We start from the raw sequence: 21,688 nt of genomic DNA on the forward strand, positions 1-21,688 counted from the left end.
TGCGTCGTTTATAGGAAAAATCCTACACGCCAACGCGGCGAGCGCTGATTACGGCTCTGCCCCCTCTTCCGGCAAAGTCACTCCCGCCCCGCTGCTGGCGTGTGTTCGGTCCGGATCGGATACGGACCGCGGCACGCCCGGCAGCGGGGCTTCGCCGGCGGGCTTGCCGGCACAAGCGCGGCGCAGGCCGCTTTTCATCCACATGGAATGCATAAGGAACCGTGCAGTGAACCAGAACCTCATTTCCCTCACTTTCAATGATGCCCAGCTCTCGGCCATCGACAACGCGCTGGCCGAGCTGGAGACGCAGCTGTCCGGGCTGATCGCGCTCAACACCGACAAGCGCCGCAAGCTGGTGCGGATGGGCGACAAGTCCGAGGCGTTCGGGCGGCAAGCGTTGACGATCCTGGCGCAGAACCCGCAGATCGTGCCGCCGGGGCTGGGACTGGCCGATGCGCAGTCGGACCTGGCCACGCTGGACCAGCTGCGGCCGATCCTGCTGCGGCTGCAGCGGCTGACCGAGCGCGCGTCGGACTCGGACATCGCGCTGGGCAGCGACGTGATGTCGGTGGCGCTGCAGGGCTATGCGCTGCTCAAGGTGTCGGGCAAGAACCAGGGGCTGGAGGGACTGCGCAAGGAATTGGGGGCGCGGTTCGCAAAGTCGTCGTGGCAGGGCGACGAGGCGACGCCCGACGGCGCGTGACGCCGGATGCGACAGGCCCCGCCGGCGGCGACGCCGGGCGCGGCATGGTGGGGACAGAAAGCCGCAGCGATGCGGCTTTTTGTTTGGGCGGCGGCACGGCGTGGCGGTGGGCCTGGCGGCAACGCGCGACAGCAGCCCTGCGTGGGGCCGGCGCCGGGGCCCGAAGCGGCGGCGTTGCCATCGGCAGCGACAGCCTTGCCCCTTGTTGGGGCGTGGCTGGCGCAAAAAGCGGCAGTGTTACCGCGTTGAGCGGCAGCGATGGCGAAAAAAGCGGCGCGGCTGCGGCTGTGGACCGGCAACGCTGCCCCTTTTTGGGGCATCGCTGGCGAAGAAAGCGGCAGTGGTGGCGAAAAAAGCGGCAGGCGTGCCGTTGAAAGCGGCGACGCTGCGGTTTCGGGCGGCGGCGCTGCCCCTTTTGGGGGCATGGCCGGCGGAAAAAGCGGCCCGGATGCGGATTGAAGCGGCACCGATGGCGAAACAGGCGGCAGCGGTTGCGCCGTGGCCGGCATGGGCGGGACCGCTTGCGATGGGCGCGCAGCGGGCCGCGGCCCGATGACGCGGGCCGGGCCGTCGCGCCCGGCTGCGCGCCTGCGGAAAGGCGCGCCGTAACCGGGGCCTGGGCCGGGGGCCTGTGCCTTTGGTCATGGGTAGGGGGCCTGCGGGGGGCGTGTAGTCTTCAGGGTCCGATTCGACGAGGAACACCCGATGAAGCACCCGCTCGCCGCTGCGCTGGCCGTCGCCATGGCCGTCGCCGCGCCCGCTTTCGCCCAGGACACCCCCATGAACAGCGCCGCCACGCCAGACAAGGCCGCCGTGGCCGCCCACGCCGACCCGTTCGCCGTCGACAGCCCGCTGCCGCTGCACTACCCCGAATTCAACAAGATCGCCGACAGCGATTTCGCGCCGGCGTTCGACCGCGGCATGGCCGAGCACCTGAAGGAAGTGCAGGCGATCGCCGGCAACGCCGAGCCGGCCACGTTCGACAACACGATCATCGCGCTGGAGAAGGCAGGCCGCGAGCTCGACCGCGCCACGTCGGTGTTCTTCAACCTCGTCGGCACCGATACCAACCCCGTGCGCGAGAAGCTGCGCGCCGACTACGCGCCGAAGTTCTCCGCGCACCGCGACGCGATCGGGCTGGACGCCAAGCTGTTCGCGCGCATCAAGTCGCTCTACGACCAGCGCGCGTCGCTGGGCCTGGACGCACAGGGCGAGCGGCTGGTGGAGCGCTATTACACCGACTTCGTCCGCGGCGGCGCCAACCTGGCCGATGCCGACAAGACGCGCCTGAAGGACATCAACGGCCAGCTGGCGAAGCTGGGCACGCAGTTCAGCCAGAACGTGCTGGCCGAGGTCAACGAATCGGCCGTGGTGGTGGACGACAAGGCGCAGCTCGACGGACTGACCGACGAGCAGATCGCCACCGCCGCCGAGAAGGCCAAGGAGCGCAAGCTCGACGGCAAGTACGTCGTCACCCTGCTCAACACCACCGGTCAGCCGCCGCTGTCGCAGCTGACCAACCGCGCCCTGCGCGAGCGCATCCACAAGGCTTCGGTGGCGCGCAACAGCCGCGGCAACCAGTACGACAACACCGCCATCGTCGCCCAGGTGCTCAAGCTGCGCGCCGAGAAGGCGAAGATGCTGGGCTTCGACACCTATGCCGCCTACGTGCTCGACGACGAGACGGCCAAGACCCCCGAGGCGGTCAACAAGATGCTCGGCCAGCTGGCGCCGGCCGCGGTGGCCAACGCGAAGAAGGAAGCGGCCGACCTGCAGGCGATGATCGACCAGGAGCAGGCCGCCAAGGGCGAGCCGACGTTCCAGCTCGAGCCGTGGGACTGGGCGTTCTACACCGAGAAGGTGCGCAAGGCGAAGTTCGACTTCGACGAATCGCAGCTCAAGCCGTACCTGGAGATGAAGAACGTGCTGGAGAACGGCGTGTTCTTCGCCGCCAACCAGCTCTACGGGATCAGCTTCAAGGAGCGCACCGACCTGCCGAAGTACCACCCGGACACGTTCACCTACGACGTGACCGACAAGGACGGCTCGCAGCTGGCGATCTTCATCTTCGACCCGTACGCACGTGCGTCCAAGCGCGGCGGTGCGTGGATGAACAGCTACGTGAGCCAGTCCGGGCTGATGGACACCAAGCCGGTGGTGGCCAACCACCTCAACATCCCCAAGCCCGCCGACGGCAAGCCGACGCTGCTGACCTGGGACGAGGTGACCACCACGTTCCACGAGTTCGGCCATGCGCTGCACGGCATGTTCTCGAACGTGGAGTATCCGTACTTCAGCGGCACCAGCGTGCCGCGTGACTTCGTCGAGTTCCCGTCGCAGGTCAACGAGATGTGGGCCGACTGGCCGAGCATCCTGGCCAACTACGCCAAGCACTACCAGACCGGCGAGGCGATGCCGCAGGCGCTGCTGGACAAGGTGATGGCGAGCCAGAAGTTCAACCAGGGCTTCGCGACCACCGAGTACCTGGGGGCGGCGATGCTGGACCAGAGCTACCACCAGCTGCCGGCGGACCAGATCCCGGATGCGGGTTCGATCATGGCGTTCGAGGCCAAGGCGCTGGCGAAGGACGGCATCGACTACGCGCCGGTGCCGCCGCGCTATCGCACGCCCTACTTCAGCCACATCATGGGCGGGTATGCGGCGGGCTATTACGCGTACATCTGGTCGGAGGTGCTGGATGCGAACACCACCCAGTGGATCGAGCAGAACGGCGGCCTGAAGCGCGAGAACGGCGACCGCTTCCGCGACACCCTGCTGTCGCGCGGCGGCAGCAAGGACGCCTCGCAGCTGTTCGTCGACTTCACCGGCCACGGGCCGGACATCAAGCCGCTGCTGATCAAGCGTGGCCTGATGGAAGCGCCGGAGGACGGCGCGGTACCGGCGGAGAAGCCGGCCGGAGAGTCGAAGGAAGGGTGACCTGCGGCCCGGGCCTGGCCCTGGCCGGGCCCGGGTTGCCTGGTGGAGAAGCCGTCCGGGAAACCGGGCGGCTTTTTCGTTGTGCAGGACACGACGCGCGCCGCTCTTGTAGGAGCGGCGGAAGCCGCGAGCTCTTCGAAGGGCTGCACGCGATGCAGGCATCGGGGGCGTAGCCCCGACCTGCGGCTCTTGTAGGAGCGGCGGAAGCCGCGAGCTCTTCTCTTTCAAAGGCTCGCGGCTTCCGCCGCTCCTACAGGGGCTGGGGCTCCGCGGGTTCGCGCGTGGAGCCGCTAGGGGCTACTTCGTGCAGCCCTCAAGCTTCAGCCGCTGCCCTTGGCGGATCGCGTAGCGCGGGGCTTTCAGATGGTTGGCCTTGGCCAGGACCTTGGTGTCGCACGAATAGCGACGCGAAATCGAGACCAGGGTGTCGCCGCTGGCGACGCGGTGTTCGCGGGGTTTCTTCGCGGGCGTGGGGACGCCGGTGGCGATGGTCGTCGGGCCGGGAACCATCGGGGTGACGGTGGGCTCGCCGGTGACGGGGGTGGCGCTGCCAACGTGGACCACTGCGGCGGCGGGGTCGCTCATCACCAGTTGCTGGGCGAGCTCGGCGCGGGCGCCGCGGACGCAATAGCGGCTGTAGAGGTTGGCGATCTGCGCGGTGGCGCGCAGGGTGGTGCCGGCCGGGAGCCAGCTGTCGGCCTGGTAACGCGGGTTGAGGTTGCGCAGCACGCGCATGAAGCCGTCGCGGGTGCCGCCGTTGCCCAGGCAAATGGTCAGCTCGTAGATCGACGCGGGCTTTTCCAGCTTCAGCTGGTCCGGGCGGGTGCGCGCGCGGGGGAAGTGCAGGCCGTACTGCTTGGGGTGCAGGAACAGCCACGCCGCGGCGATCACCATCGGCACGTAGTCGCGGGTCTCGGCGGGGAACTGGTTGTAGACGTCGGCGTCCCAGAAGCCGCGTCCGCCGCTGCCCTGGTAGACGCGCAGCGCCCTGCCCTCGCCGCCGTTGTAGGCCGCCAGCGACATCTCGATGCTGTGGTTGAGCTGCCCCAGACGCTCGTTGAGGTAGGCGGCGCTGGCCTCGGCCGAGGCGCGCGGGTCGTAGCGGGTGTCGAAGCCGGTGCCGTCGTCGCCCAGGCCGAAGCGCTTGCCGGTGGCGTACATGAACTGCATCGGCCCGGCGGCGCCGGCGCGCGAGGTGGCGTGGACCTTGCCGTTGGACTCCTTGGCCATGATCCCGAACAGCAGCGCCTCGGGCAGGCCGGCGCGTTCGAACGACGGCCACATGGTCTGGCGCAGGTATTCGTAGTTCTCGTAGCTGTCCATCAGCGACGGGCGCATGTCGGTGAGCCAGCGGCGGATGCCGGCCTGCACCGCGGGGTTGTACTGCACCATCTTGTCGAAGCGGTGGCTGCGGTCGTCGAGCAGGGCGGCGGCGCGCGCGGCTTCGGGCACGTTGGCGGCCAGGCCGATCTCGCCGGCGTGGTCGGGGTCGGCGTCCATCGGGTCGCCTTCGTCCCCGCTCTCGTCGTCCGCCGCCTCGGCGTCGGCGTTGAGCTTGAGCAGGCGCTTGAACGCGGCCATCTGGTCGTTCACCTGGCAGCCCTTCTGCTTCATGCAGGCGGCGACCACGTCTTCCATGTCCTCGATCGCGGCGTTGCTCTGCTCGATCGCCCCGGGCTCGGCGTTGCCGGCCTTCACCAGCGCGTCGCGGTAGCGCTGCTCTGCGGCGGCCATGCGCTGGTTGAGGGCCTCGACCGCGGCGGTGTCGCGCCTGGACAGCGCGGCGGCATCGAAGGAGAGGACGGACAGGAGGATGGCGGCGAGCGGCGCCCAGCGGGCGAAAGTGACGGCAAGGACGGGCATGAGGTGCAAGGTGTTCCGGCAAGAGGCGACATGCAGGGTAGCGTTGCGGCGTGAAGCGCGGCAACCGCGCGCGTTCGCTAGAATCGCTGCATCTTCCGCTGAGGCAATGCGATGGACCCCATTCTCGTCGGCAAGGCCGTCACCACGCCCACATCGCTGCCCGCAAGCCAGGGCAAGGTCTGGCTGCAACCGAAGTTCGGCAACCGCCACGGGCTGGTGGCCGGCGCCACCGGCACCGGCAAGACGGTCACCCTGACCACCATCGCCGAGGGGTTTTCGCGGATCGGCGTGCCGGTGTTCATGGCCGACGTGAAGGGCGACGTCGCCGGCCTGGCCGCCGCGGGCACGCTGAACGACAAGCTGCAGGCACGGATCGCCGAGATCGGCATCGACGGCTACACCTCCGAAGCCAGCCCGGTGATCTTCTGGGACCTGTACGGCAAGCTCGGCCACCCGGTGCGCAGCACGGTCAGCGAGATCGGGCCGACGTTGCTGGCGCGGATGCTGGAGCTCAACGACACCCAGTCGGGCGTGCTGGAGATCGTGTTCAAGCTCGCCGACGACAACGGCTGGCTGCTGCTCGACCTCGCCGACCTGCGCGCCCTGCTCGCCCACGCCAGCGAGACGCGCAAGGAGATTTCCGGCAAGTACGGGTTGATCAGCACGCAGTCGGTCGGCGCGATCCAGCGCGCGATCCTGCAGATCGAACAGCAGGGCGGCGACATGTTCTTCGGCGAGCCGGCGCTGGAGCTGGCCGACCTCATGCGCACCACGCCCGACGGCCGCGGCGTGATCGGCATCCTCGCCGCCGACCAGCTGATCATGAAGCCGCGGCTGTATTCGAGCTTCCTGCTGTGGCTGCTGTCGGAACTGTTCGAGCAGTTGCCGGAAGTGGGCGACCTGGACAAGCCGAAGCTGGTGTTCGTGTTCGACGAGGCGCACCTGCTGTTCGACGACGCCCCGCCCGCGCTGCAGCAGCGCATCGAACAGGTGGTGCGGCTGATCCGCTCCAAGGGCGTGGGCGTGTACTTCTGCTCGCAGTTCCCCGACGACGTACCCGACAACATCCTCGGCCAGCTCGGCAACCGCGTGCAGCACGCGCTGCGCGCGTTCACGCCGCGCGACCAGAAGGCGGTGAAGACCGCGGCCGAGACCTTCGTTTCCAACCCCGACCTCGACGTGGCCAAGGCGATCGGCCAGCTCGGCACCGGCGAGGCGCTGGTGTCGACGCTGCAGGACAAGGGCGTGCCGATGCCGGTCGAAAAGACCCTGATCGCGCCGCCACGCTGCCGGATGGGGTCGATCACCGAAGCCGAACGCGCGACCGCGCGTGCCGGCAGCCCGGTGGGCGCGAAGTACGACAAGACGGTCAACCGCGAATCGGCAGCCGAGATGCTTGCCGCACGCCGCGCCGAGCCTGCGGCCGACGCCAAGGCAACGGACAAGCCGTCGCGCACCACGCCGGCCGACGACGGCGAGCGCGGCATGGGCGACGTGGTCAAGGACGCGCTGTTCGGTACCAAGCGCCGGCAGGGGATGATCGAGACCATGGCCAAGCAGACCGCGCGCACCGTGGGCAGCCAGATGGGCCGCAAGATCCTGCGCGGCGTGATGGGCAGCATCTTCGGCGGCAAGCGCTGAGGTTTTCCGTTCCCGCGAAGCAGATTTCCCCCGACACATTTCCCCCGATGGAGCATCCGATGACGCACCGCACCCTGTTCACCCTCGCCCTGTGCGCCGCCGCCCTCGCGCTTGCGGCCTGCAAGCCTTCCGGCGACAGCGCCGCGCCTGCCGCCGCCGATGCGCCCGCCGCGACGGCGGCCGCGCCTGCGGCGGTCGAAGAAGCGCCCACCGACGTCTTGAGGGAAGTCGACAACAGCCCCGCGCCGGAAGGCCTCGACGTGCGCGCGTTCGCCGGCAGCTTCAAGGGCACCCTGCCCTGCGCCGACTGCCCGGGCATCGACAGCACGCTCGAGCTCAAGGGCGATGGCAGCTACACCACCCACGATGTCTACCAGGAGCGCGATGCCAGCTTCGACAGCGCCGGCACCTGGACCGTCGAGGAAGCCGGCAAGCGCATCCGCCTGGATCCCAACAGCAAGGACGAAGTGGACCGCCTGTACGAAGTGGTGTCGAACGACGAGCTGCGGATGCTCGACGGCGACGGCAAGGCGATCGAAAGCGGCCTGGACTACAGCCTCAGGCGCACGATGTCGGCGCAGTAAGCGGACGCCTTGGGACGCTGGCGGCCACCTGCCGAGAAAAGCACCGCACTGGTCACGCCGGCCGGGCACGCACGCCTGAAAGCCGAGCTCGACGACCTGTGGCGGGTGCGGCGGCCGGAAGTGGTCCGCGCCCTCGCCGCCGCCGCGGCCGAGGGCGACCGCTCGGAGAACGCCGAATACACCTACCGCAAGAAGCAGCTGGGCGAGATCGACCGCCGGGTGCGTTACCTGTCGAAGCGGCTGGAAACCTTGCGCGTGGTGGATACCGTGCCGAGCGATCGCGAGGCGGTGTTCTTCGGCGCCGCGGTGGACGTGGAGGATGCCGCGAGCGGCGAGTTGTCGCGGTATCGCATCGTCGGCCCCGACGAGACCGACGCGAAGCTGGGCTGGATCAGCATCGATTCGCCGCTGGCGCGGGCGATGTTGAAGAAGCGCGTCGACGACGAGTTCGAGGCGCAGCTGCCGGGAGGCCTGCGCCGGTTCTTCATCGTCGGGGTGGAGTACGGCGAGCCGTAGGTCGGGGCTACGCGCCCGACGGCTGTAATGCGCGTCTTTTGCAGTAAGAGCTCGCGACTGAAGCCGCTCCTGCAAGAGCCGCGCTCCTGCGCCAGATCAGGGCAGGCGTTCGAGCTCGTACACGTCACCGTTGGTGTCGGCGGTGAAGTAACCGGTGGACGAGACCGCGTCGGATTCCGGCAGCGGCGTGCCGGGGGCGACGTGGCAGAACACCAGCCGCCCGGTGGCGCCACACTGGATGTCGTGGCCGCCCGATACGTTGGGAAACAGTTTCGCCAATCCCGCCCAGCCCATCTCCTGCATCGGCTGCGGCTGGCCGTCGAACCACGCGGTCCAGCCGCCATTGCCCGCCTCCACGCGCAGCGGCGCGGGCGCGTCCGGTGCGACCTGCTCGCCGGCGGGACGGTAGCTGCCGCTGAGCAGGTCGGCCGCAGCTGCCGGCCACGTGACGGCCATCGACAGCAGCGCCAACAGTGTTGCCGCGGCGAAGCGCGTCACGCGTTGTAGTCCACTTCGCCGTACAGGTCGTGCTCGTCGCTGCCCATGATGCGCACGTCGACGAATTCGCCCGGGCGCAGGCCGGCGTCGCGGCCGTCCTGCACCTGGACCAGGCCGTCGATCTCCGGCGCGTCGGCCATCGAGCGCGCGATCGCCAGCTCGCCGTCGATCGCGTCGACGATGCAGCGCTGCACGCTGCCGACCTTGGCTTCGAGCTTGGCGGTGGAGATGTCCGCCTGCCGCTGCATGAAGCGCGCCAGGCGTTCCTGCTTCACGTCCTCGTCGACCGGGTCGGGCAGGTCGTTGGCCTTCGCCCCCTCGACCGGCGAGTAGGCGAACGCGCCGACGCGATCGAGCTGCGCTTCGTCGAGGAAGTCGAGCAGCTCTTCGAACTCGGCCTCGGTCTCGCCGGGGAAGCCGACGATGAAGGTGGAGCGGATGGTGATGTCCGGGCAGATCGCGCGCCAGCGCTGGATGCGCTCGAGGGTCTTGTCGACCGCGCCCGGCCGCTTCATCAGCTTCAGCACGCGCGGGCTGGCGTGCTGGAACGGGATGTCGAGGTACGGCAGCAGCTTCGGCGTGCCCTCGGCGTTGCGCTCGGCCATCAGCGGGATGATGTCGTCGACGTGCGGATACGGGTAGACGTAATGCAGGCGCGTCCACACGCCGAGTTCGGACAGGCCTTCGCACAGCGCCTTCATCCGGGTCTGGTAGGCCCTGCCCCGCCATTCGCGTTCGGCGTAGCGCACGTCGACGCCGTAGGCCGAAGTGTCCTGCGAGATCACCAGCAGTTCGCGCACGCCGCCGCGCACCAGCCGTTCGGCCTCGCGCAGCACGTCGTCGACCGGGCGCGAGACCAGGTCGCCGCGCATCGACGGGATGATGCAGAAGCTGCAGCGGTGGTTGCAGCCTTCCGAAATCTTGAGGTAGGCGTAATGGTGCGGGGTGAGCTTGACGCCGATGTCGTCATCCATCGCGCGGCGCGGGACCAGGTCGATGAACGGGTCGTGCTTCGGCGGCAATGCGGTGTGCACCGCACCCATCACGCTGGCGTAGTCCTGCGGGCCGCTGATCGACAGCACGCCCGGGTGCGCCTGCCGGATCACGTCTTCGCGCTTGCCCAGGCAGCCGGTGACGATGACCTTGCCGTTCTCGGCCATCGCCTCGCCGATCGCGTCCAGCGATTCGGCCACCGCCGAGTCGATGAAGCCGCAGGTGTTGACCACCACCACGTCGGCGTCGTCGTAGGTCTGGACGATGTCGTAGCCCTCGACCTTGAGCTGGGTGAGGATGCGTTCGGAGTCGACCAGGGCCTTGGGGCAGCCGAGGCTGACGAAGCCGACGCGCGGATTGCTGGCGGGGGAAGCTGGCGTGGACATGCGGTGCTGCGAGGCGTGAAGGCCGGCGATTATAGCGGTGGGGCTAGAATCGGCCTCTGAATCGGCACCCCCGCGGAGGCTGCATCATGGGCGAGCAGGTCGAGATCGAGGTCCCGGGCAGCGGGCGGGTCGGCGGCTGGGTGGCAAGGCCCGAGGGGCCGCCGCGCGGCGCGCTGGTGGTGATCCAGGAGATCTTCGGCGTGAATGCGCACATGCGCAGCGTGGCCGATGGCTATGCCGGCGACGGCTACCTGGCGCTGGCGCCGGCGCTTTTCGACCCGGTCGAACGCGGCGTGGAGCTGGATTACGACGAGGAAGGCTTCCGCCGCGGCCGCGAGCTGGTGGGCGAACTGGGCACGGGCCGGGCGCTGGCGATCGTCGATGCCGCCGCGGGCTGGCTGCGCGGGGCCCTGGCCTCGACCAACGAGGCCGGCAGCGGGAATGCGCCGCGTGTCGGCGCGGTCGGCTTCTGCTGGGGCGGCACCATCGCCTATCTGGCCAACACCCGCTTTGGCCTGCCCGCGGTGAGCTACTACGGGGCGCGCACCGTGCCCTACCTCGACGAGACGCTGCGCGCGCCGATGATGTTCCACTTCGGCGGCAAGGACGGCAGCATCGACGCGGACGCCATCGCACGCCATCGCGAGAAGCATCCGGATGCGGCCACCTACGTCTACCCGGACGCCGGCCACGCCTTCAACCGCGACGTCGACCCGAACGCCTACGAACCGGCAAGCGCACGGCTTGCCCACGAGCGCACGCTGCAGCTGTTCCACGACGCGCTGCGCTGAAGCGCACCGGAGACCGCCATGCCACGCAAGCCCGCCCACCAAGACCGCTACCAGCTGCATCCGCAGCTGGCCGCCGACACCCATCCGGTTGCGTCGTTCGCGCTCAGCGAGCTGCGCCTGATGGACGACAGCAACTACCCCTGGCTGGTGCTGGTGCCGCGCGCGGTCGATGCGCGCGAACTCGTCGACCTCGATGCCGGGCAGCGCCACGAACTGGGCGACGAGATCGACCGCGCGTCGCGGCTGCTGCGCGACGCGTTCTCGCCGTTCAAGCTCAACGTCGCCGCGCTCGGCAACCTGGTGCCGCAGCTGCACGTGCACGTGATCGCGCGCTTCGAGCACGACCCGGCGTGGCCGGCGCCGGTCTGGGGCCGGGTGGCCGCGCGCCCCTACACGCCGGAGGCGCTGGTCGAACGCATCAATACGCTCAACGAGTATCTGCGCGCCTGAGCCTGCCCGGCGCGCGATGACACGCACGTTTCCCTCTACCTTTTCCTGTCGGAGTTGCCCATGCGCCAGTTCCCGGCCCTCGCCCTGTCCGCCGCCCTGTCCGTCGCGCTGCTCGCCGGCTGCGATCGCCAGCCATCGCCGCAACCCGACGCGTCGTCGCCACCCCCCGCGCAGCAGGACGCCGCAAGCACCGCCGGCGACGCCGCGTGGCAGCCGGCCGTCGACGGTTTCATCGAGCAGTACTTCGAGTTCTTCCCGGTCTTCGCCGCCAACGCAGGCAAGCACGAGTTCGACGGCCGGCTGCCCGACTACAGCCCCGAATCGATGCAGTCCACCATCGGCTGGCTGCACGCGCAGCGCGACACCATCGCCGCCTTCGCCGACGCCGCGCCAGGCAAGCCCGGGCTCGACAAGACCCAGCGCTTCCAGCGCGACTACGTGCTGGCGGTGATCGACGCGCAGCTGTTCTGGCTCGAAGAGTCGGGTTTTGCGCACAAGAACCCCGCGCTGTACACCGGCGACCTGTCGCCGAGCATGTACCTGACGCGGGAGTACGCGCCGCTGCCGCAGCGCATGGCCGCGTTCGTGCAGTACCAGGAAGCGCTGCCCAAGGCGATCGAACAGATCCGCGGCAACCTGAAACCACCGCTGCCGGCGACCTACGTCGACCTCGGCGCCAACACCTTCAAGGGCTACGCGGAGTTCTTCCGCGACTCGGTGCCGGCGATCTTCGCGGGGGTCGACGACGCAGCGCTGCAGGCGCGCTTCAAGGCCAGCAACGCCGCCGCGACCAAGGCCGCGCAGGACATGGCGGACTGGTTCGCCACGCTGAAACCCGCTGCCACGCAGGACTTCGCCCTCGGCGCGGACAAGTTCTCGCGGATGCTGTCGGCCACCGAACGCGTCGACATCCCGCTGGACCGGTTGAAGTCGATCGGCGAGGCCGACCTGGCGCGCAACCTGGCGTCGCTCAAGTCCGCCTGCGAACAGTTCGCCACGGGGCAATCGCTGCAGGCCTGCGTGGACAAGGCCAACGCCGACAAGCCCGAGGGCGGCGCGGTGGAAGGCGCGCGCAAGCAGCTCGCCGGGCTGCGCCAGTTCATCCTCGACAAGGACCTGGTCAGCATCCCGGGCAACGAGCAGGCGCAGGTTGCCGAAGCGCCACCGTTCAACCGCTGGAACTTCGCCTACATCGAGATCCCCGGCCCGTACGAGAAAAATCTGCCGTCGGTGTACTACATCGCCCCGCCCGACCCGACGTGGCCAAAGGCCGAACAGGACGCGTACGTGCCCGGTGAGGACGACCTGCTGTTCACCTCGGCGCACGAGGTCTGGCCGGGGCATTTCCTGCAGTTCCTGCACTCCAACCGCGCCGACTGGAAGTTCGGCCAGCTGTTCGTCGGCTACGCGTTCGCCGAAGGCTGGGCGCACTACGCCGAGGAGATGATGTTCGACGCCGGCCTAGACGGTGCCACGCCGGAGGTCCACATCGGCCAGCTCAGCAACGCGCTGCTGCGCGACGTGCGCTACCTCTCCGCGATCGGCCTGCACACCGGCGGCATGACCGTGGCGCAGTCGGAACAGATGTTCAGGGACAAGGCCTTCCAGGATCCCGGTAATGCGCGCCAGCAGGCCGCGCGCGGCACTTACGACCCGGCCTACCTCAACTACACGATGGGCAAGCTGATGATCATGCAGCTGCGCGAGGACTGGACTTCAACCCGCGGCGGTCGCAGCGCGTGGCGGGCGTTCCACGACCAGTTCCTCAGCTACGGCGGCCCGCCGGTGCCACTGGTGCGCGCGCAGATGATGGGCGGCAAGCCGGAGGCGAAGCTGTGGCAGCCGCCGGGGATGGGCGCGACGCCGCTCTCGTCGAACTAGCGACTTCCAGATGACTGCCCCTGTAGGAGCGGCTTCAGCCGCGAGCTTTTCGATGAGGCATCGTTGACCCGGCGAAGAGCTCGCGGCTGAAGCCGCTCCTGCAAGGACGAAAGCCAAGGACAAGGCGCATGGCGCGTGCACGCTGCGCGGCGGAAGGTACGTGGGGCCTGGCGTGCCCTTGAACGACGAAGCCCCGGGATTCGAACCCCGGGGCTTCATGGTATGCGACATGCGTCCGACTCAGTCCACGTGCACCACGCGGGTGCCGGCGATCAGGTCATGGCCGCAGCGGCGGTCGTTGCGGAAGATCAGCAGCACGTCGACCAGCGCGAGCACCGGCCCGATCATCGGGACGTTGCTGGCGACCTGGATGGGCAGGTAGCGCAGGCCCAGCAGGCGACCCAGCGGAGGCTTGTTGCCGGCAAGGTCCACGATCTTGATCTTGAGCGCCTTCTTGCCCCAGGTTTGCCCGGTCGCATTGAGCGGGAAGCCCTGCACGACGACAAAGATCACGAAACCGATCACCGCCCACATCAGCGTGGTGCCGAAGGGCACCTGCTCCCCGGCTTGCGCCGCAGCCGTGGCGGCCTGCATGTACCCGCCCATGTACATCACCGGCATGACGACCGCCAGCATGATGATGCCGTCGATGATCGCCGCGCCCAGCCGCGCCCAGCGGCCGGCCAATTCGTCGCCCGAAGAAAATTCAGCCACTGCGGCATCCGGCCCGCGATAAGGATTCTGCTCGTCCATCTGTCTCCCCTCTGCCTGGTTGGTTTGGATTACGTGGTTCAGGTACGCGGCAATGTCACCCCTGTCTGCCCCTGGTACTTGCCGCCGCGGTCCTTGTAGGAAGTTTCGCATACCTCGTCGGACTGGAAGAACAGCATCTGCGCCACGCCCTCGCCGGCGTAGATCTTGGCCGGCAGCGGGGTGGTGTTGGAGAACTCCAGGGTCACGTGGCCCTCCCACTCGGGCTCGAGCGGGGTCACGTTGACGATGATCCCGCAGCGGGCGTAGGTGCTCTTGCCCAGGCACACCACCAGCACGTCGCGCGGGATGCGGAAGAACTCCACCGTCCGCGCCAGGGCGAAGGAGTTCGGCGGGATGATGCACACGTCGGATTCCAGGTCGACGAAGCTGCCCGGGTCGAACGCCTTGGGGTCGACGATGGTGGAGTTGATGTTGGTGAAGATCTTGAACTCGCGCGAGCAGCGCACGTCGTAGCCGTAGCTGGAGGTGCCGTAGCTGACGATGCGGTGGCCATCGGCGGCGTGCTTGACCTGGCCGGGCTCGAACGGCTCGACCATGCCGTGCTGTTCGGCCATGCGGCGGATCCAGCGGTCGCTCTTGATGCTCATAGGGTGATTTCCATCGAATCAGCGGCCAGCGGCCGAAGCCGCGCATTGTAGGTCGGGGCCACGGCCCCGACGAGGTTGTCGGCATGCCGGGATACGGTCGAAGTGTCACTGGAAAGCCGTCGGGGGCGTAGTAGCCCGACCTACACCAGCGACGATGCGATCGGCATCGCCGCGCGCGGGCGCTTGTCCAGTTCGGCGATGACGTTGCGGGCCAGCTGCCGGTAGGCCTCGGCCGCGGTCGAACCGGGCGCGGCCGCGACAATCGGGGTACCGGCGTCGCCCTGTTCGCGGATCGCAATCTCCAGCGGCAGCGACCCCAGCAGCGGCACGCCGTACTTCGCCGCCATCCGTTCGCCGCCGCCCTGGCCGAAGATGTGCTCGGCGTGGCCGCAGTTCGTGCATACGTGCACGGCCATGTTCTCGACCAGGCCCAGCACCGGCACCTGCACCTTCTCGAACATCTTCAGCGCCTTCTTCGCATCCAGCGTGGCCACGTCCTGCGGCGTGGTCACGATCACCGCGCCGGCCACGGGAATCTTCTGCGCCAGGGTCAGCTGGATGTCGCCGGTTCCCGGCGGCAGGTCGATGAGCAGGTAATCCAGTTCACCACCGTCGCCGCCCCACAGGGTCTCGCCCAGCAGCTGGGTGAGCGCCGAGGTCGCCATCGGCCCGCGCCAGATCATCGGCGTTTCCTGCTCGACCAGCAGCCCGATCGACATCGCCTCGATCCCGTGCGCCCGCATCGGCTCGATCGACTTCCCGTCGGGGCTGTCCGGCCGGCCCGACAGGCCGAGCATCGTCGGGATGCTCGGGCCATACACATCGGCATCCAGCACCCCGACCCGCGCACCCTCCGCGGCCAGCGCCAGGGCCAGGTTGACGGCCGTGGTCGACTTGCCGACCCCGCCCTTGCCCGAACCGATGGCGATGATGTTGCGCACCCGCGGCAGCGGGCTGAGGTTGGGCTGGACGGCGTGGGCGCTGACCCTCCTGGGAGTGTTCAAGCAGCTGGCTCCTTCAACGACGGGTCACGGAGTTTACCGCCCCCTTCCCCGGTGGCTGCCGCGGCGCCGGCCCCGACCTCGCACGGGCCGGAGAACCGACCGCCCTCCCCATTAAACCCACGTGACAAATGTTGTTAGGTTCATGTTACTTTCACTTTGGGGATGACCCGGCGCTATCTGAAATCCGGACCAATGCCGGAAAGGCATTGTTTTTGCTCATAATTTTGGGGGAACCATGATGTCACCACGCAAGACCGCATCGCCCGCCCGCAGCCGGCTGAGTGCCGCGCTGTTCGTCGCATTGGCCCTGCCGCTCACCGGATCCGCGCTCGCGCAGGATGCGGCGACCGCCACCCCGGATGAGTCCGAGGTCAAGGCCAAGACGCTCGACAAGGTCGTCGTCACCGGCTCGCTGATCCCGCAAAGCCAGCTCGAGACCGTTACGCCGGTCATGACCATCACTGCCGAGGACATCCACGCGCGCGGCTTCACCAGCGTCGCCGACATCCTGCAGCAGAACAGCTTCGCGAGCGGCGGCATCCAGGGCGGCGAGACCTCGGCCTCGTTCACCCAGGGCGCCGAAGCGGTGAGCATGTTCGGCCTCTCGCCGGGCTACACCAAGTACCTGATCGACGGCCGCCCGATGGCCAATTACCCGGCGCTGTACAACGGCTCTGACGTGTTCAACAGCATCAGCGGCCTGCCGATCGACCTGATCGACCGCGTCGAGATCCTCCCCGGCGGCGCGTCGTCGCTGTACGGTTCGGACGCGCTGGCCGGCGTGGTGAACATCATCCTCAAGAAGAACATCGACGGCACCTCGCTGCGGGTCCGCGGCGGCGCGTATACCGGCGGTGGCGGCTCCAGCACGCGCATCAGCCTGTCGTCCGGTTTCTCGGCCGCCAATGACCGGTTCAATGGCGTGCTCGGCCTGCAGTACGAAGAGAAGGACCCGATCTGGGGCTACCAGCGTGACCTGACCGATTCGATGAACCAGAACGGCTACTCGGCCCCCGTGGCGCCGCGCGATTACCTGGTCTACGGCTACCGGAACATCGGCACGATGGGTCTGGGCGATTTCGGCTACGTGTTCCCGGACGCGGCCGACAATTGCTCCAGGGTGACCGACCAGTTCGGTGGCACCGAGCAGGTGCAGTTCCGTCCCGGCTCGGGCACGTACTGCGGCTCGATGTACTCGCCGGGCTGGCGCACCATCCGCAACGGCAAGATGAGCGGCCAGGCCTACGGGCACGGCACCTTCGACCTCAACGACAACATGCAGCTGTACGGCGACGTGCTCTACAGCCACGAGGCAACCCAGTACGCCACCGGCAGCAACTACACCTGGTGGGGTACGGGCACCAAGTACGGGTATTTCTACGACCCCGACTACGATGGCCTGATCAACCTTCAGCGAGTCTTCACGCCCGAAGACATCGGCGGCGAAGGCTACAAGGACATCATGAACAAGATCACCACGAACAACTACCAGGTCGCGTTCGGCCTGCGCGGTACGTTCGGGGAGAACTGGGACTACGACGCGAGCGTCACCCGCAACGAGTCGAAGTACACCGACCGCTCGTTCGTTCGCTGGGCGGACAAGATCAACGGCTACTTCGACGAACACGTGCTTGGTCCGCAGGACGGCGTCGACCCGTACTTCAACTATTACCCGGTCTTCCACCCCGACTATGCCGCGTTCTACAGCATGGATCTCTCGGCGGAGGACTTCGCCAACTTCACCGGCTATGCGATTTCCAAGGCCAGGACCTGGGACAACGTCTTCCGCGCACAGGTGACCAACACCGGACTGTTCTCTCTGCCGGGCGGCGATGCAGGCATGGCGGTGGCGATCGAAGCCGGCAACGAAGGCTGGGACTACGCTCCCGACCCGGGCTTCCTGAACGGCGACATCTGGGGTTCGACCGACGTCACCGGCGCCGGCCATCGCACGCGCTACGCCGCGATGGGTGAACTTCGCATGCCGATCGTCGACATGCTGACGGCATCGCTGTCCGCACGATACGACTCGTTCAAGGCCGGCGGCCGCACCATCGACAAGCCGACCTGGAGCGCGGGCCTGGAATTCCGCCCGATCGACAGCCTGCTGCTGCGCGGCAAGTACGGCACCGCGTTCAAGGCGCCGACCTTGTCGAACATGTTCCAGGGCCTCAGTGGCTTCTACAGCTACGCCACCGACTACTACCGCTGCGGCATGCCGGACAACGGCGGCTACGATCCGGCCGACACCGATGGTTGCTCCTACGACAGCGTGCAGTACTTCGGCACCCAGTCCGGCAACACCGAACTCGATCCGATCAACGCCGACGTCTGGAGCGCGGGCGTGGTGTTCTCGCCGATGAGCAACCTGTCGTTCAGCGTCGACTACTTCAACTGGGACATCTCGGACGAAGTGGCACAGCTCTCGGCCAACCAGGTGCTGCTGCAGGAATACTACTGCCGCAACAACCTGCCCAGCCCGGGCATCACGTCGTGCGAGAACGTCGCTGCGTGGGTGGAGCGCGGCGCCGGTGGCAACCTGGTTTCGGTCTATACCCCACAGGTGAACATCGCACGCCAGAATCTCGAGGTCTTCACCGCAACCGCCAAGTACGGCCTGAATACGGACAACTTCGGCGATTTCGCGTTCTCGGTGAACTACACCCAGACCCGCAAGCACACGCTGCAAACGGCGCCTGACGAGCCCGAGATCGACCTCATGAACCGCCCCGCCGCCAACTGGGCCTACGATGCCGGCCCGAAGTACAAGGCCGACGCCGCAGTGAGCTGGTCGATCAGCAAGTGGACCACCACGCTCTATGCCAACCAGCTCGGGCCGAGCTGGAACTACCTGGCGGCAGCAACCGATGATCCGAGCTACGTGCACTCTTCCGGTGAAAAGGCCGGCAAGTGGGGCGCTTACAATACCTACAACCTCGGCATCGACTACCAGGCACTCGAGAACCTGCGGCTGTCCCTGCAGGTCAACAACGTGACCAACAAGCTGCCGGACTTCCAGGCCCGCAACTACCCGGGCACCAGTTCTGTGCCGTACAACAACTTCCTGTACAGCGGCATGGGCCGGTCGTTCTACATGGAGATGCGCTACGACTTCGGCACCAGCCGCTGATCGCAGCTCACGCGTAGTCAATGCAATGCAAAGCCCCGTCCATGGACGGGGCTTTTTTCATAACCGCTTCCAAACCACGAGCCCGGAACCGACTGGCCCCGGTGGAAAATGCGGTATAAATCCGCGACGGACAGACCGTTCATCCGTCGGACACCAAGCATCCCTGGAGGGATCCCATGCGAATCAATTCAAAGCTCTGGCTGTGTTTGCTCGCCGCGTCGGCACTGCTCCCGATGTCTGTCGCCGCCCAGGATCCGGCATCGCCCACCGGCCGCTGGAAGACCATCGACGACGAAACCGGCAAGGTGAAGTCGATCGTCGAGATCACCCAGTCGGCAAACGGCACGCTGCAGGGCAAGGTCGTGGAGATCCTGCAGTCCGACCGCGGCCCGAACCCGACCTGCGACAAGTGCAAGGGCGCCAACAAGGACAAGCCGGTGAAAGGCATGACGATCCTGTGGGGCCTGAAGAAGGACGGCGACGAGTGGAGCGGTGGCACCGTGCTCGACCCCGCCAAGGGCAAGACCTACAAGTCCAAGGTCGAATTGCTCGAAGGCGGCAAGAAGCTCGGCATGTCCGGCTGCATCGCCTTCATCTGCCGGCAGCAGGTGTGGGTGCGCGAGTAAGGCTCGACACTCCTGGTGCAATCGTGCGCCCCGGCCTTGGCCGGGGCGTTTTGTTTCGGGCTCCGTCTTCCCATCCTTGTAGGAGCGGCTTCAGCCGCGAGCTTCTGGGACAGCGGCCGTGATCGATGACTCGAAGAAGAGCTCGCGGCTGAAGCCGCTCCTACAAGGGCACCAGGGTCGCCGTGGCCCCTACACCCCCATGCGATAATCACCGGCCGCCCGAAACCACGACCGCCATGCCCCGCAATGCCCTCGTCACCAGCGCCCTGCCCTACGCCAACGGTCCGCTGCACCTGGGCCACCTGGTGGGCTACATCCAGGCCGACATCTGGGTACGCGCACGGCGAATGGCGGGCGGAACCGCGCACTTCGTCTGCGCCGACGACACCCACGGCACGCCGATCATGCTGGCCGCGGAAAAGGCCGGCACCACGCCGGAGCAGTTCATCGCCGCCGTGCAGGCCGGGCATGAGCGTGACTTCGCCGCCTTCGGCGTCGCCTTCGACCACTACGATTCCACCCATTCGGCCGGCAACCGCACGCTGACCGAGGCGATCTACGGCAAGCTCGACAACAACGGCCATATCTCGCGGCGCTCGGTCGCGCAGCTTTACGACCCGGTGCGCGGCATGTTCCTGCCCGACCGCTACGTCAAGGGCATCTGCCCTAACTGCGGCACGCCGGACCAGTACGGCGACAACTGCGAGCACTGCGGCGCGACCTATTCGCCGACCGAGCTCAAGTCGCCTTACTCGGTGGTCAGCGGCGCGACGCCGGAGCTGCGCGAGTCGGAGCATTTCTTTTTCGAAGTCGGCCAGTTCGAGGCCTTCCTGCGTGAATGGCTGGCCGGCGACGTGGCCGTGCCCGGGGTTAAGGCCAAGCTGCAGGAGTGGCTGGACGGCGAAGGCGGTCTGCGCGCCTGGGACATCTCCCGCGACGCGCCGTACTTCGGCTTCGAGATCCCCGGCCATCCGGGCAAGTTCCTGTACGTCTGGCTGGACGCGCCGATCGGCTATCTCAGCAGTTTCCAGGCGCTATGCGAGCGCAACGGCGCGGATTTCTTCGAGTACATGGCGCCCGGCAGCGAAGCCGAACTGCACCATTTCATCGGCAAGGACATCGTCAACTTCCACGGCCTGTTCTGGCCCGCGGTGCTGCGCGGCGCCGGCATGCGCGTGCCCACGCGCCTGCACGTGAACGGCTACCTGACCGTCGACGGCGCCAAGATGTCGAAGTCGCGCGGCACCTTCGTGATGGCACGCACCTACCTCGACAGCGGCCTGCCGGCCGAGGCGTTGCGCTATTACTACGCGGCCAAGTCCTCGGGCGGGGTGGACGATCTCGACCTCAACCTGTCGGACTTCGTCGCGCGGGTGAACTCGGACGTGGTCGGCAAGTTCGTCAACCTCGCCAGCCGCTGCGCCGGCTTCATCGAAAAGCGTTTCGACGGCCGCCTCGCCTCTGCACTGCCGGAACCTGACACGTATGCGCGCTTCGTTGCCGCGCTCGGCCCGATCCGCGATGCGTACGAACGCAACGAACCGGCCACCGTCCTGCGCCTGGCAATGGCCCTAGCCGACGAAGCCAACCGCTACATCGACGAACGCAAGCCGTGGGTGCTGGCCAAGCAGGAAGGCGCCGACGCGGACCTGCAGGCGGTATGCACGCAGGGGCTGAACCTGTTCCGCGTGCTCGCCGGCGCGCTGCGGCCCGTGCTGCCGGCCATGGCGCGCAGCATCGAGGAATTCCTGGATGCGCCGCTGGCGGCCTGGCGTGATCTCGACGCTCCCCTGCTCGACCGTGCCATCCGCCCCTACAGCCCGCTGTTCACCCGCATCGACCCGAAACAGATTGCCGCCATGACCGAAACCAGCAAGGAAGACCTCAAGCCTGTGGGTAGCGCGGGAACGACTTCGGCTGCCGCCACCGTTGCGCCAAAGAAGGAAAAGTCCGCGACTGAAACCGCTCCTGCAGGCGACGGTTTCATCGGCATCGACGACTTCGCCAAGCTCGACCTGCGCGTGGGCAAGGTGCTGACCTGCGAATTCGTCGACGGCTCCGACAAGCTGCTGCGCTTCGAACTCGATGCCGGCGAACTGGGCAAGCGGCAGATCTTTTCCGGTATCCGCGCCAGCTATGGCGAGCCAGAGGCGCTGGTGGGCCGCAATGTCGTGTTCATCGCCAACCTGGCGCCGCGCAAGATGCGTTTCGGCCTGAGCGAAGGCATGATCCTGTCGGCCGGCTTCGACGCCGGGCAGCTTGCGCTGCTGGCCGTCGATGAAGGCGCGCAACCGGGAATGCCGGTCCGCTGAAGGCGCCAATCC

Annotated in this window: 18 protein-coding genes; 12 read left to right on the forward strand and 6 right to left on the reverse strand. The window is 67.6% G+C overall.

Annotation, left to right across the window (positions count from 1 at the left end; all coding sequences use genetic code 11):
• The first annotated feature begins 226 nt into the window (after nt 1-226).
• The 3 genes from ACTJIL_RS06425 (at nt 227) to ACTJIL_RS06435 (ending at nt 3,640) form a co-directional block, all read left to right on the forward strand.
• Nucleotides 227-703: a hypothetical protein gene (locus ACTJIL_RS06425; RefSeq protein ID WP_440754718.1), complete on the forward strand. Its 477-nt coding sequence runs from the start codon at nt 227-229 to the stop codon at nt 701-703.
• Between the two features lie 258 nt (nt 704-961).
• Nucleotides 962-1,162 (forward strand): hypothetical protein, encoded by a 201-nt coding sequence (locus ACTJIL_RS06430; protein ID WP_440754719.1) that lies wholly within the window; start codon nt 962-964, stop codon nt 1,160-1,162.
• A gap of 246 nt (nt 1,163-1,408) precedes the next feature.
• Entirely contained in the window at nt 1,409-3,640 is a 2,232-nt protein-coding gene (locus ACTJIL_RS06435) for a M3 family metallopeptidase (RefSeq protein ID WP_440754720.1), read from the forward strand.
• Between the two features lie 297 nt (nt 3,641-3,937).
• Here ACTJIL_RS06435 and ACTJIL_RS06440 read toward each other — a convergent pair whose 3' ends face one another.
• Nucleotides 3,938-5,503: a transglycosylase SLT domain-containing protein gene (locus ACTJIL_RS06440; protein WP_440754721.1), complete on the reverse strand. Its 1,566-nt coding sequence runs from the start codon at nt 5,501-5,503 to the stop codon at nt 3,938-3,940.
• 111 nt (nt 5,504-5,614) lie between these two features.
• On the opposite strand from ACTJIL_RS06440, the gene ACTJIL_RS06445 reads away from it, so the two are divergent.
• The 3 genes from ACTJIL_RS06445 to greB are packed head-to-tail and all read left to right on the forward strand — an operon-like array spanning nt 5,615 to nt 8,244.
• A complete protein-coding gene (locus ACTJIL_RS06445) occupies nt 5,615-7,144 on the forward strand; it encodes a helicase HerA-like domain-containing protein (protein WP_440754722.1) in 1,530 nt (509 codons plus the stop codon).
• A 59-nt stretch (nt 7,145-7,203) separates the two neighbouring features.
• Nucleotides 7,204-7,728 carry a copper resistance protein NlpE gene (locus ACTJIL_RS06450; RefSeq protein ID WP_440754723.1) on the forward strand — a complete coding sequence of 175 codons (525 nt, stop codon included), beginning with the start codon at nt 7,204-7,206 and terminating at the stop codon, nt 7,726-7,728.
• Nucleotides 7,729-7,737: 9 nt separating this feature from the next.
• Nucleotides 7,738-8,244, forward strand: a complete 507-nt coding sequence (gene greB / locus ACTJIL_RS06455) for a transcription elongation factor GreB (protein WP_440754724.1) — start codon at nt 7,738-7,740, stop codon at nt 8,242-8,244.
• Between the two features lie 96 nt (nt 8,245-8,340).
• On the opposite strand, the gene ACTJIL_RS06460 is transcribed toward greB, so the two are convergent.
• Together ACTJIL_RS06460 and rimO are read right to left on the reverse strand one after the other, a co-directional pair.
• Nucleotides 8,341-8,742: a hypothetical protein gene (locus ACTJIL_RS06460; protein WP_440754725.1), complete on the reverse strand. Its 402-nt coding sequence runs from the start codon at nt 8,740-8,742 to the stop codon at nt 8,341-8,343.
• Nucleotides 8,739-10,121 carry a 30S ribosomal protein S12 methylthiotransferase RimO gene (gene rimO, locus ACTJIL_RS06465; RefSeq protein ID WP_440754726.1) on the reverse strand — a complete coding sequence of 461 codons (1,383 nt, stop codon included), beginning with the start codon at nt 10,119-10,121 and terminating at the stop codon, nt 8,739-8,741. Before rimO ends, ACTJIL_RS06460 begins: the two co-directional genes overlap by 4 nt.
• 86 nt (nt 10,122-10,207) lie before the next feature.
• Between rimO and ACTJIL_RS06470 the strand changes: the two genes are divergently transcribed.
• Genes ACTJIL_RS06470 through ACTJIL_RS06480 form a run of 3 tightly spaced genes read left to right on the forward strand, consistent with a single transcriptional unit; the run spans nt 10,208 to nt 13,243 of the window.
• Nucleotides 10,208-10,912, forward strand: a complete 705-nt coding sequence (locus ACTJIL_RS06470) for a dienelactone hydrolase family protein (RefSeq protein WP_440754727.1) — start codon at nt 10,208-10,210, stop codon at nt 10,910-10,912.
• Between the two features lie 18 nt (nt 10,913-10,930).
• Entirely contained in the window at nt 10,931-11,362 is a 432-nt protein-coding gene (locus ACTJIL_RS06475; protein ID WP_440754728.1) for an HIT family protein, read from the forward strand.
• A gap of 60 nt (nt 11,363-11,422) precedes the next feature.
• Complete coding sequence (locus ACTJIL_RS06480; RefSeq protein ID WP_440754729.1) at nt 11,423-13,243, forward strand: DUF885 domain-containing protein; 1,821 nt, start codon at nt 11,423-11,425, stop codon at nt 13,241-13,243.
• A gap of 240 nt (nt 13,244-13,483) precedes the next feature.
• Here ACTJIL_RS06480 and ACTJIL_RS06485 read toward each other — a convergent pair whose 3' ends face one another.
• The 3 genes from ACTJIL_RS06485 to apbC all read right to left on the reverse strand — a co-directional run bounded on the left by ACTJIL_RS06485 (nt 13,484) and on the right by apbC (nt 15,608).
• On the reverse strand, nt 13,484-13,957 hold the full coding sequence (locus ACTJIL_RS06485; RefSeq protein ID WP_440754730.1) for an RDD family protein: 474 nt from the start codon (nt 13,955-13,957) through the stop codon (nt 13,484-13,486).
• A 77-nt stretch (nt 13,958-14,034) separates the two neighbouring features.
• Nucleotides 14,035-14,604, reverse strand: coding sequence for a dCTP deaminase (gene dcd / locus ACTJIL_RS06490; RefSeq protein WP_440754731.1), 570 nt, complete (start codon nt 14,602-14,604; stop codon nt 14,035-14,037).
• A gap of 140 nt (nt 14,605-14,744) precedes the next feature.
• Nucleotides 14,745-15,608 carry an iron-sulfur cluster carrier protein ApbC gene (gene apbC / locus ACTJIL_RS06495; protein WP_440754732.1) on the reverse strand — a complete coding sequence of 288 codons (864 nt, stop codon included), beginning with the start codon at nt 15,606-15,608 and terminating at the stop codon, nt 14,745-14,747.
• Between the two features lie 235 nt (nt 15,609-15,843).
• Between apbC and ACTJIL_RS06500 the strand changes: the two genes are divergently transcribed.
• The 3 genes from ACTJIL_RS06500 to metG all read left to right on the forward strand — a co-directional run bounded on the left by ACTJIL_RS06500 (nt 15,844) and on the right by metG (nt 21,676).
• Complete coding sequence (locus tag ACTJIL_RS06500; RefSeq protein WP_440754733.1) at nt 15,844-18,738, forward strand: TonB-dependent receptor domain-containing protein; 2,895 nt, start codon at nt 15,844-15,846, stop codon at nt 18,736-18,738.
• 176 nt (nt 18,739-18,914) lie between these two features.
• A complete protein-coding gene (locus ACTJIL_RS06505; RefSeq protein ID WP_440754734.1) occupies nt 18,915-19,364 on the forward strand; it encodes a DUF2147 domain-containing protein in 450 nt (149 codons plus the stop codon).
• A 236-nt stretch (nt 19,365-19,600) separates the two neighbouring features.
• Entirely contained in the window at nt 19,601-21,676 is a 2,076-nt protein-coding gene (gene metG, locus ACTJIL_RS06510) for a methionine--tRNA ligase (RefSeq protein ID WP_440754735.1), read from the forward strand.
• Nucleotides 21,677-21,688 lie beyond the last annotated feature (12 nt).

It is taken from the genome of Luteimonas sp. 22616, assembly GCF_052044325.1.
Taxonomy (GTDB): domain Bacteria; phylum Pseudomonadota; class Gammaproteobacteria; order Xanthomonadales; family Xanthomonadaceae; genus Luteimonas.

What these genes read in the sequence shown, in the direction of transcription:
- ACTJIL_RS06445 (WP_440754722.1), top strand. Translation starts at nt 5,615, where the DNA reads ATGGACCCCATTCTCGTCGGCAAGGCCGTCACCACGCCCACATCGCTG.
- ACTJIL_RS06480 (WP_440754729.1), top strand. Translation starts at nt 11,423, where the DNA reads ATGCGCCAGTTCCCGGCCCTCGCCCTGTCCGCCGCCCTGTCCGTCGCG.
- ACTJIL_RS06435 (WP_440754720.1), top strand. Translation starts at nt 1,409, where the DNA reads ATGAAGCACCCGCTCGCCGCTGCGCTGGCCGTCGCCATGGCCGTCGCC.
- ACTJIL_RS06505 (WP_440754734.1), top strand. Translation starts at nt 18,915, where the DNA reads ATGCGAATCAATTCAAAGCTCTGGCTGTGTTTGCTCGCCGCGTCGGCA.
- ACTJIL_RS06475 (WP_440754728.1), top strand. Translation starts at nt 10,931, where the DNA reads ATGCCACGCAAGCCCGCCCACCAAGACCGCTACCAGCTGCATCCGCAG.
- ACTJIL_RS06500 (WP_440754733.1), top strand. Translation starts at nt 15,844, where the DNA reads ATGATGTCACCACGCAAGACCGCATCGCCCGCCCGCAGCCGGCTGAGT.
- metG (WP_440754735.1), top strand. Translation starts at nt 19,601, where the DNA reads ATGCCCCGCAATGCCCTCGTCACCAGCGCCCTGCCCTACGCCAACGGT.
- rimO (WP_440754726.1), bottom strand. Translation starts at nt 10,121, where the DNA reads ATGTCCACGCCAGCTTCCCCCGCCAGCAATCCGCGCGTCGGCTTCGTC.
- ACTJIL_RS06440 (WP_440754721.1), bottom strand. Translation starts at nt 5,503, where the DNA reads ATGCCCGTCCTTGCCGTCACTTTCGCCCGCTGGGCGCCGCTCGCCGCC.
- ACTJIL_RS06430 (WP_440754719.1), top strand. Translation starts at nt 962, where the DNA reads ATGGCGAAAAAAGCGGCGCGGCTGCGGCTGTGGACCGGCAACGCTGCC.
- dcd (WP_440754731.1), bottom strand. Translation starts at nt 14,604, where the DNA reads ATGAGCATCAAGAGCGACCGCTGGATCCGCCGCATGGCCGAACAGCAC.
- ACTJIL_RS06470 (WP_440754727.1), top strand. Translation starts at nt 10,208, where the DNA reads ATGGGCGAGCAGGTCGAGATCGAGGTCCCGGGCAGCGGGCGGGTCGGC.
- ACTJIL_RS06450 (WP_440754723.1), top strand. Translation starts at nt 7,204, where the DNA reads ATGACGCACCGCACCCTGTTCACCCTCGCCCTGTGCGCCGCCGCCCTC.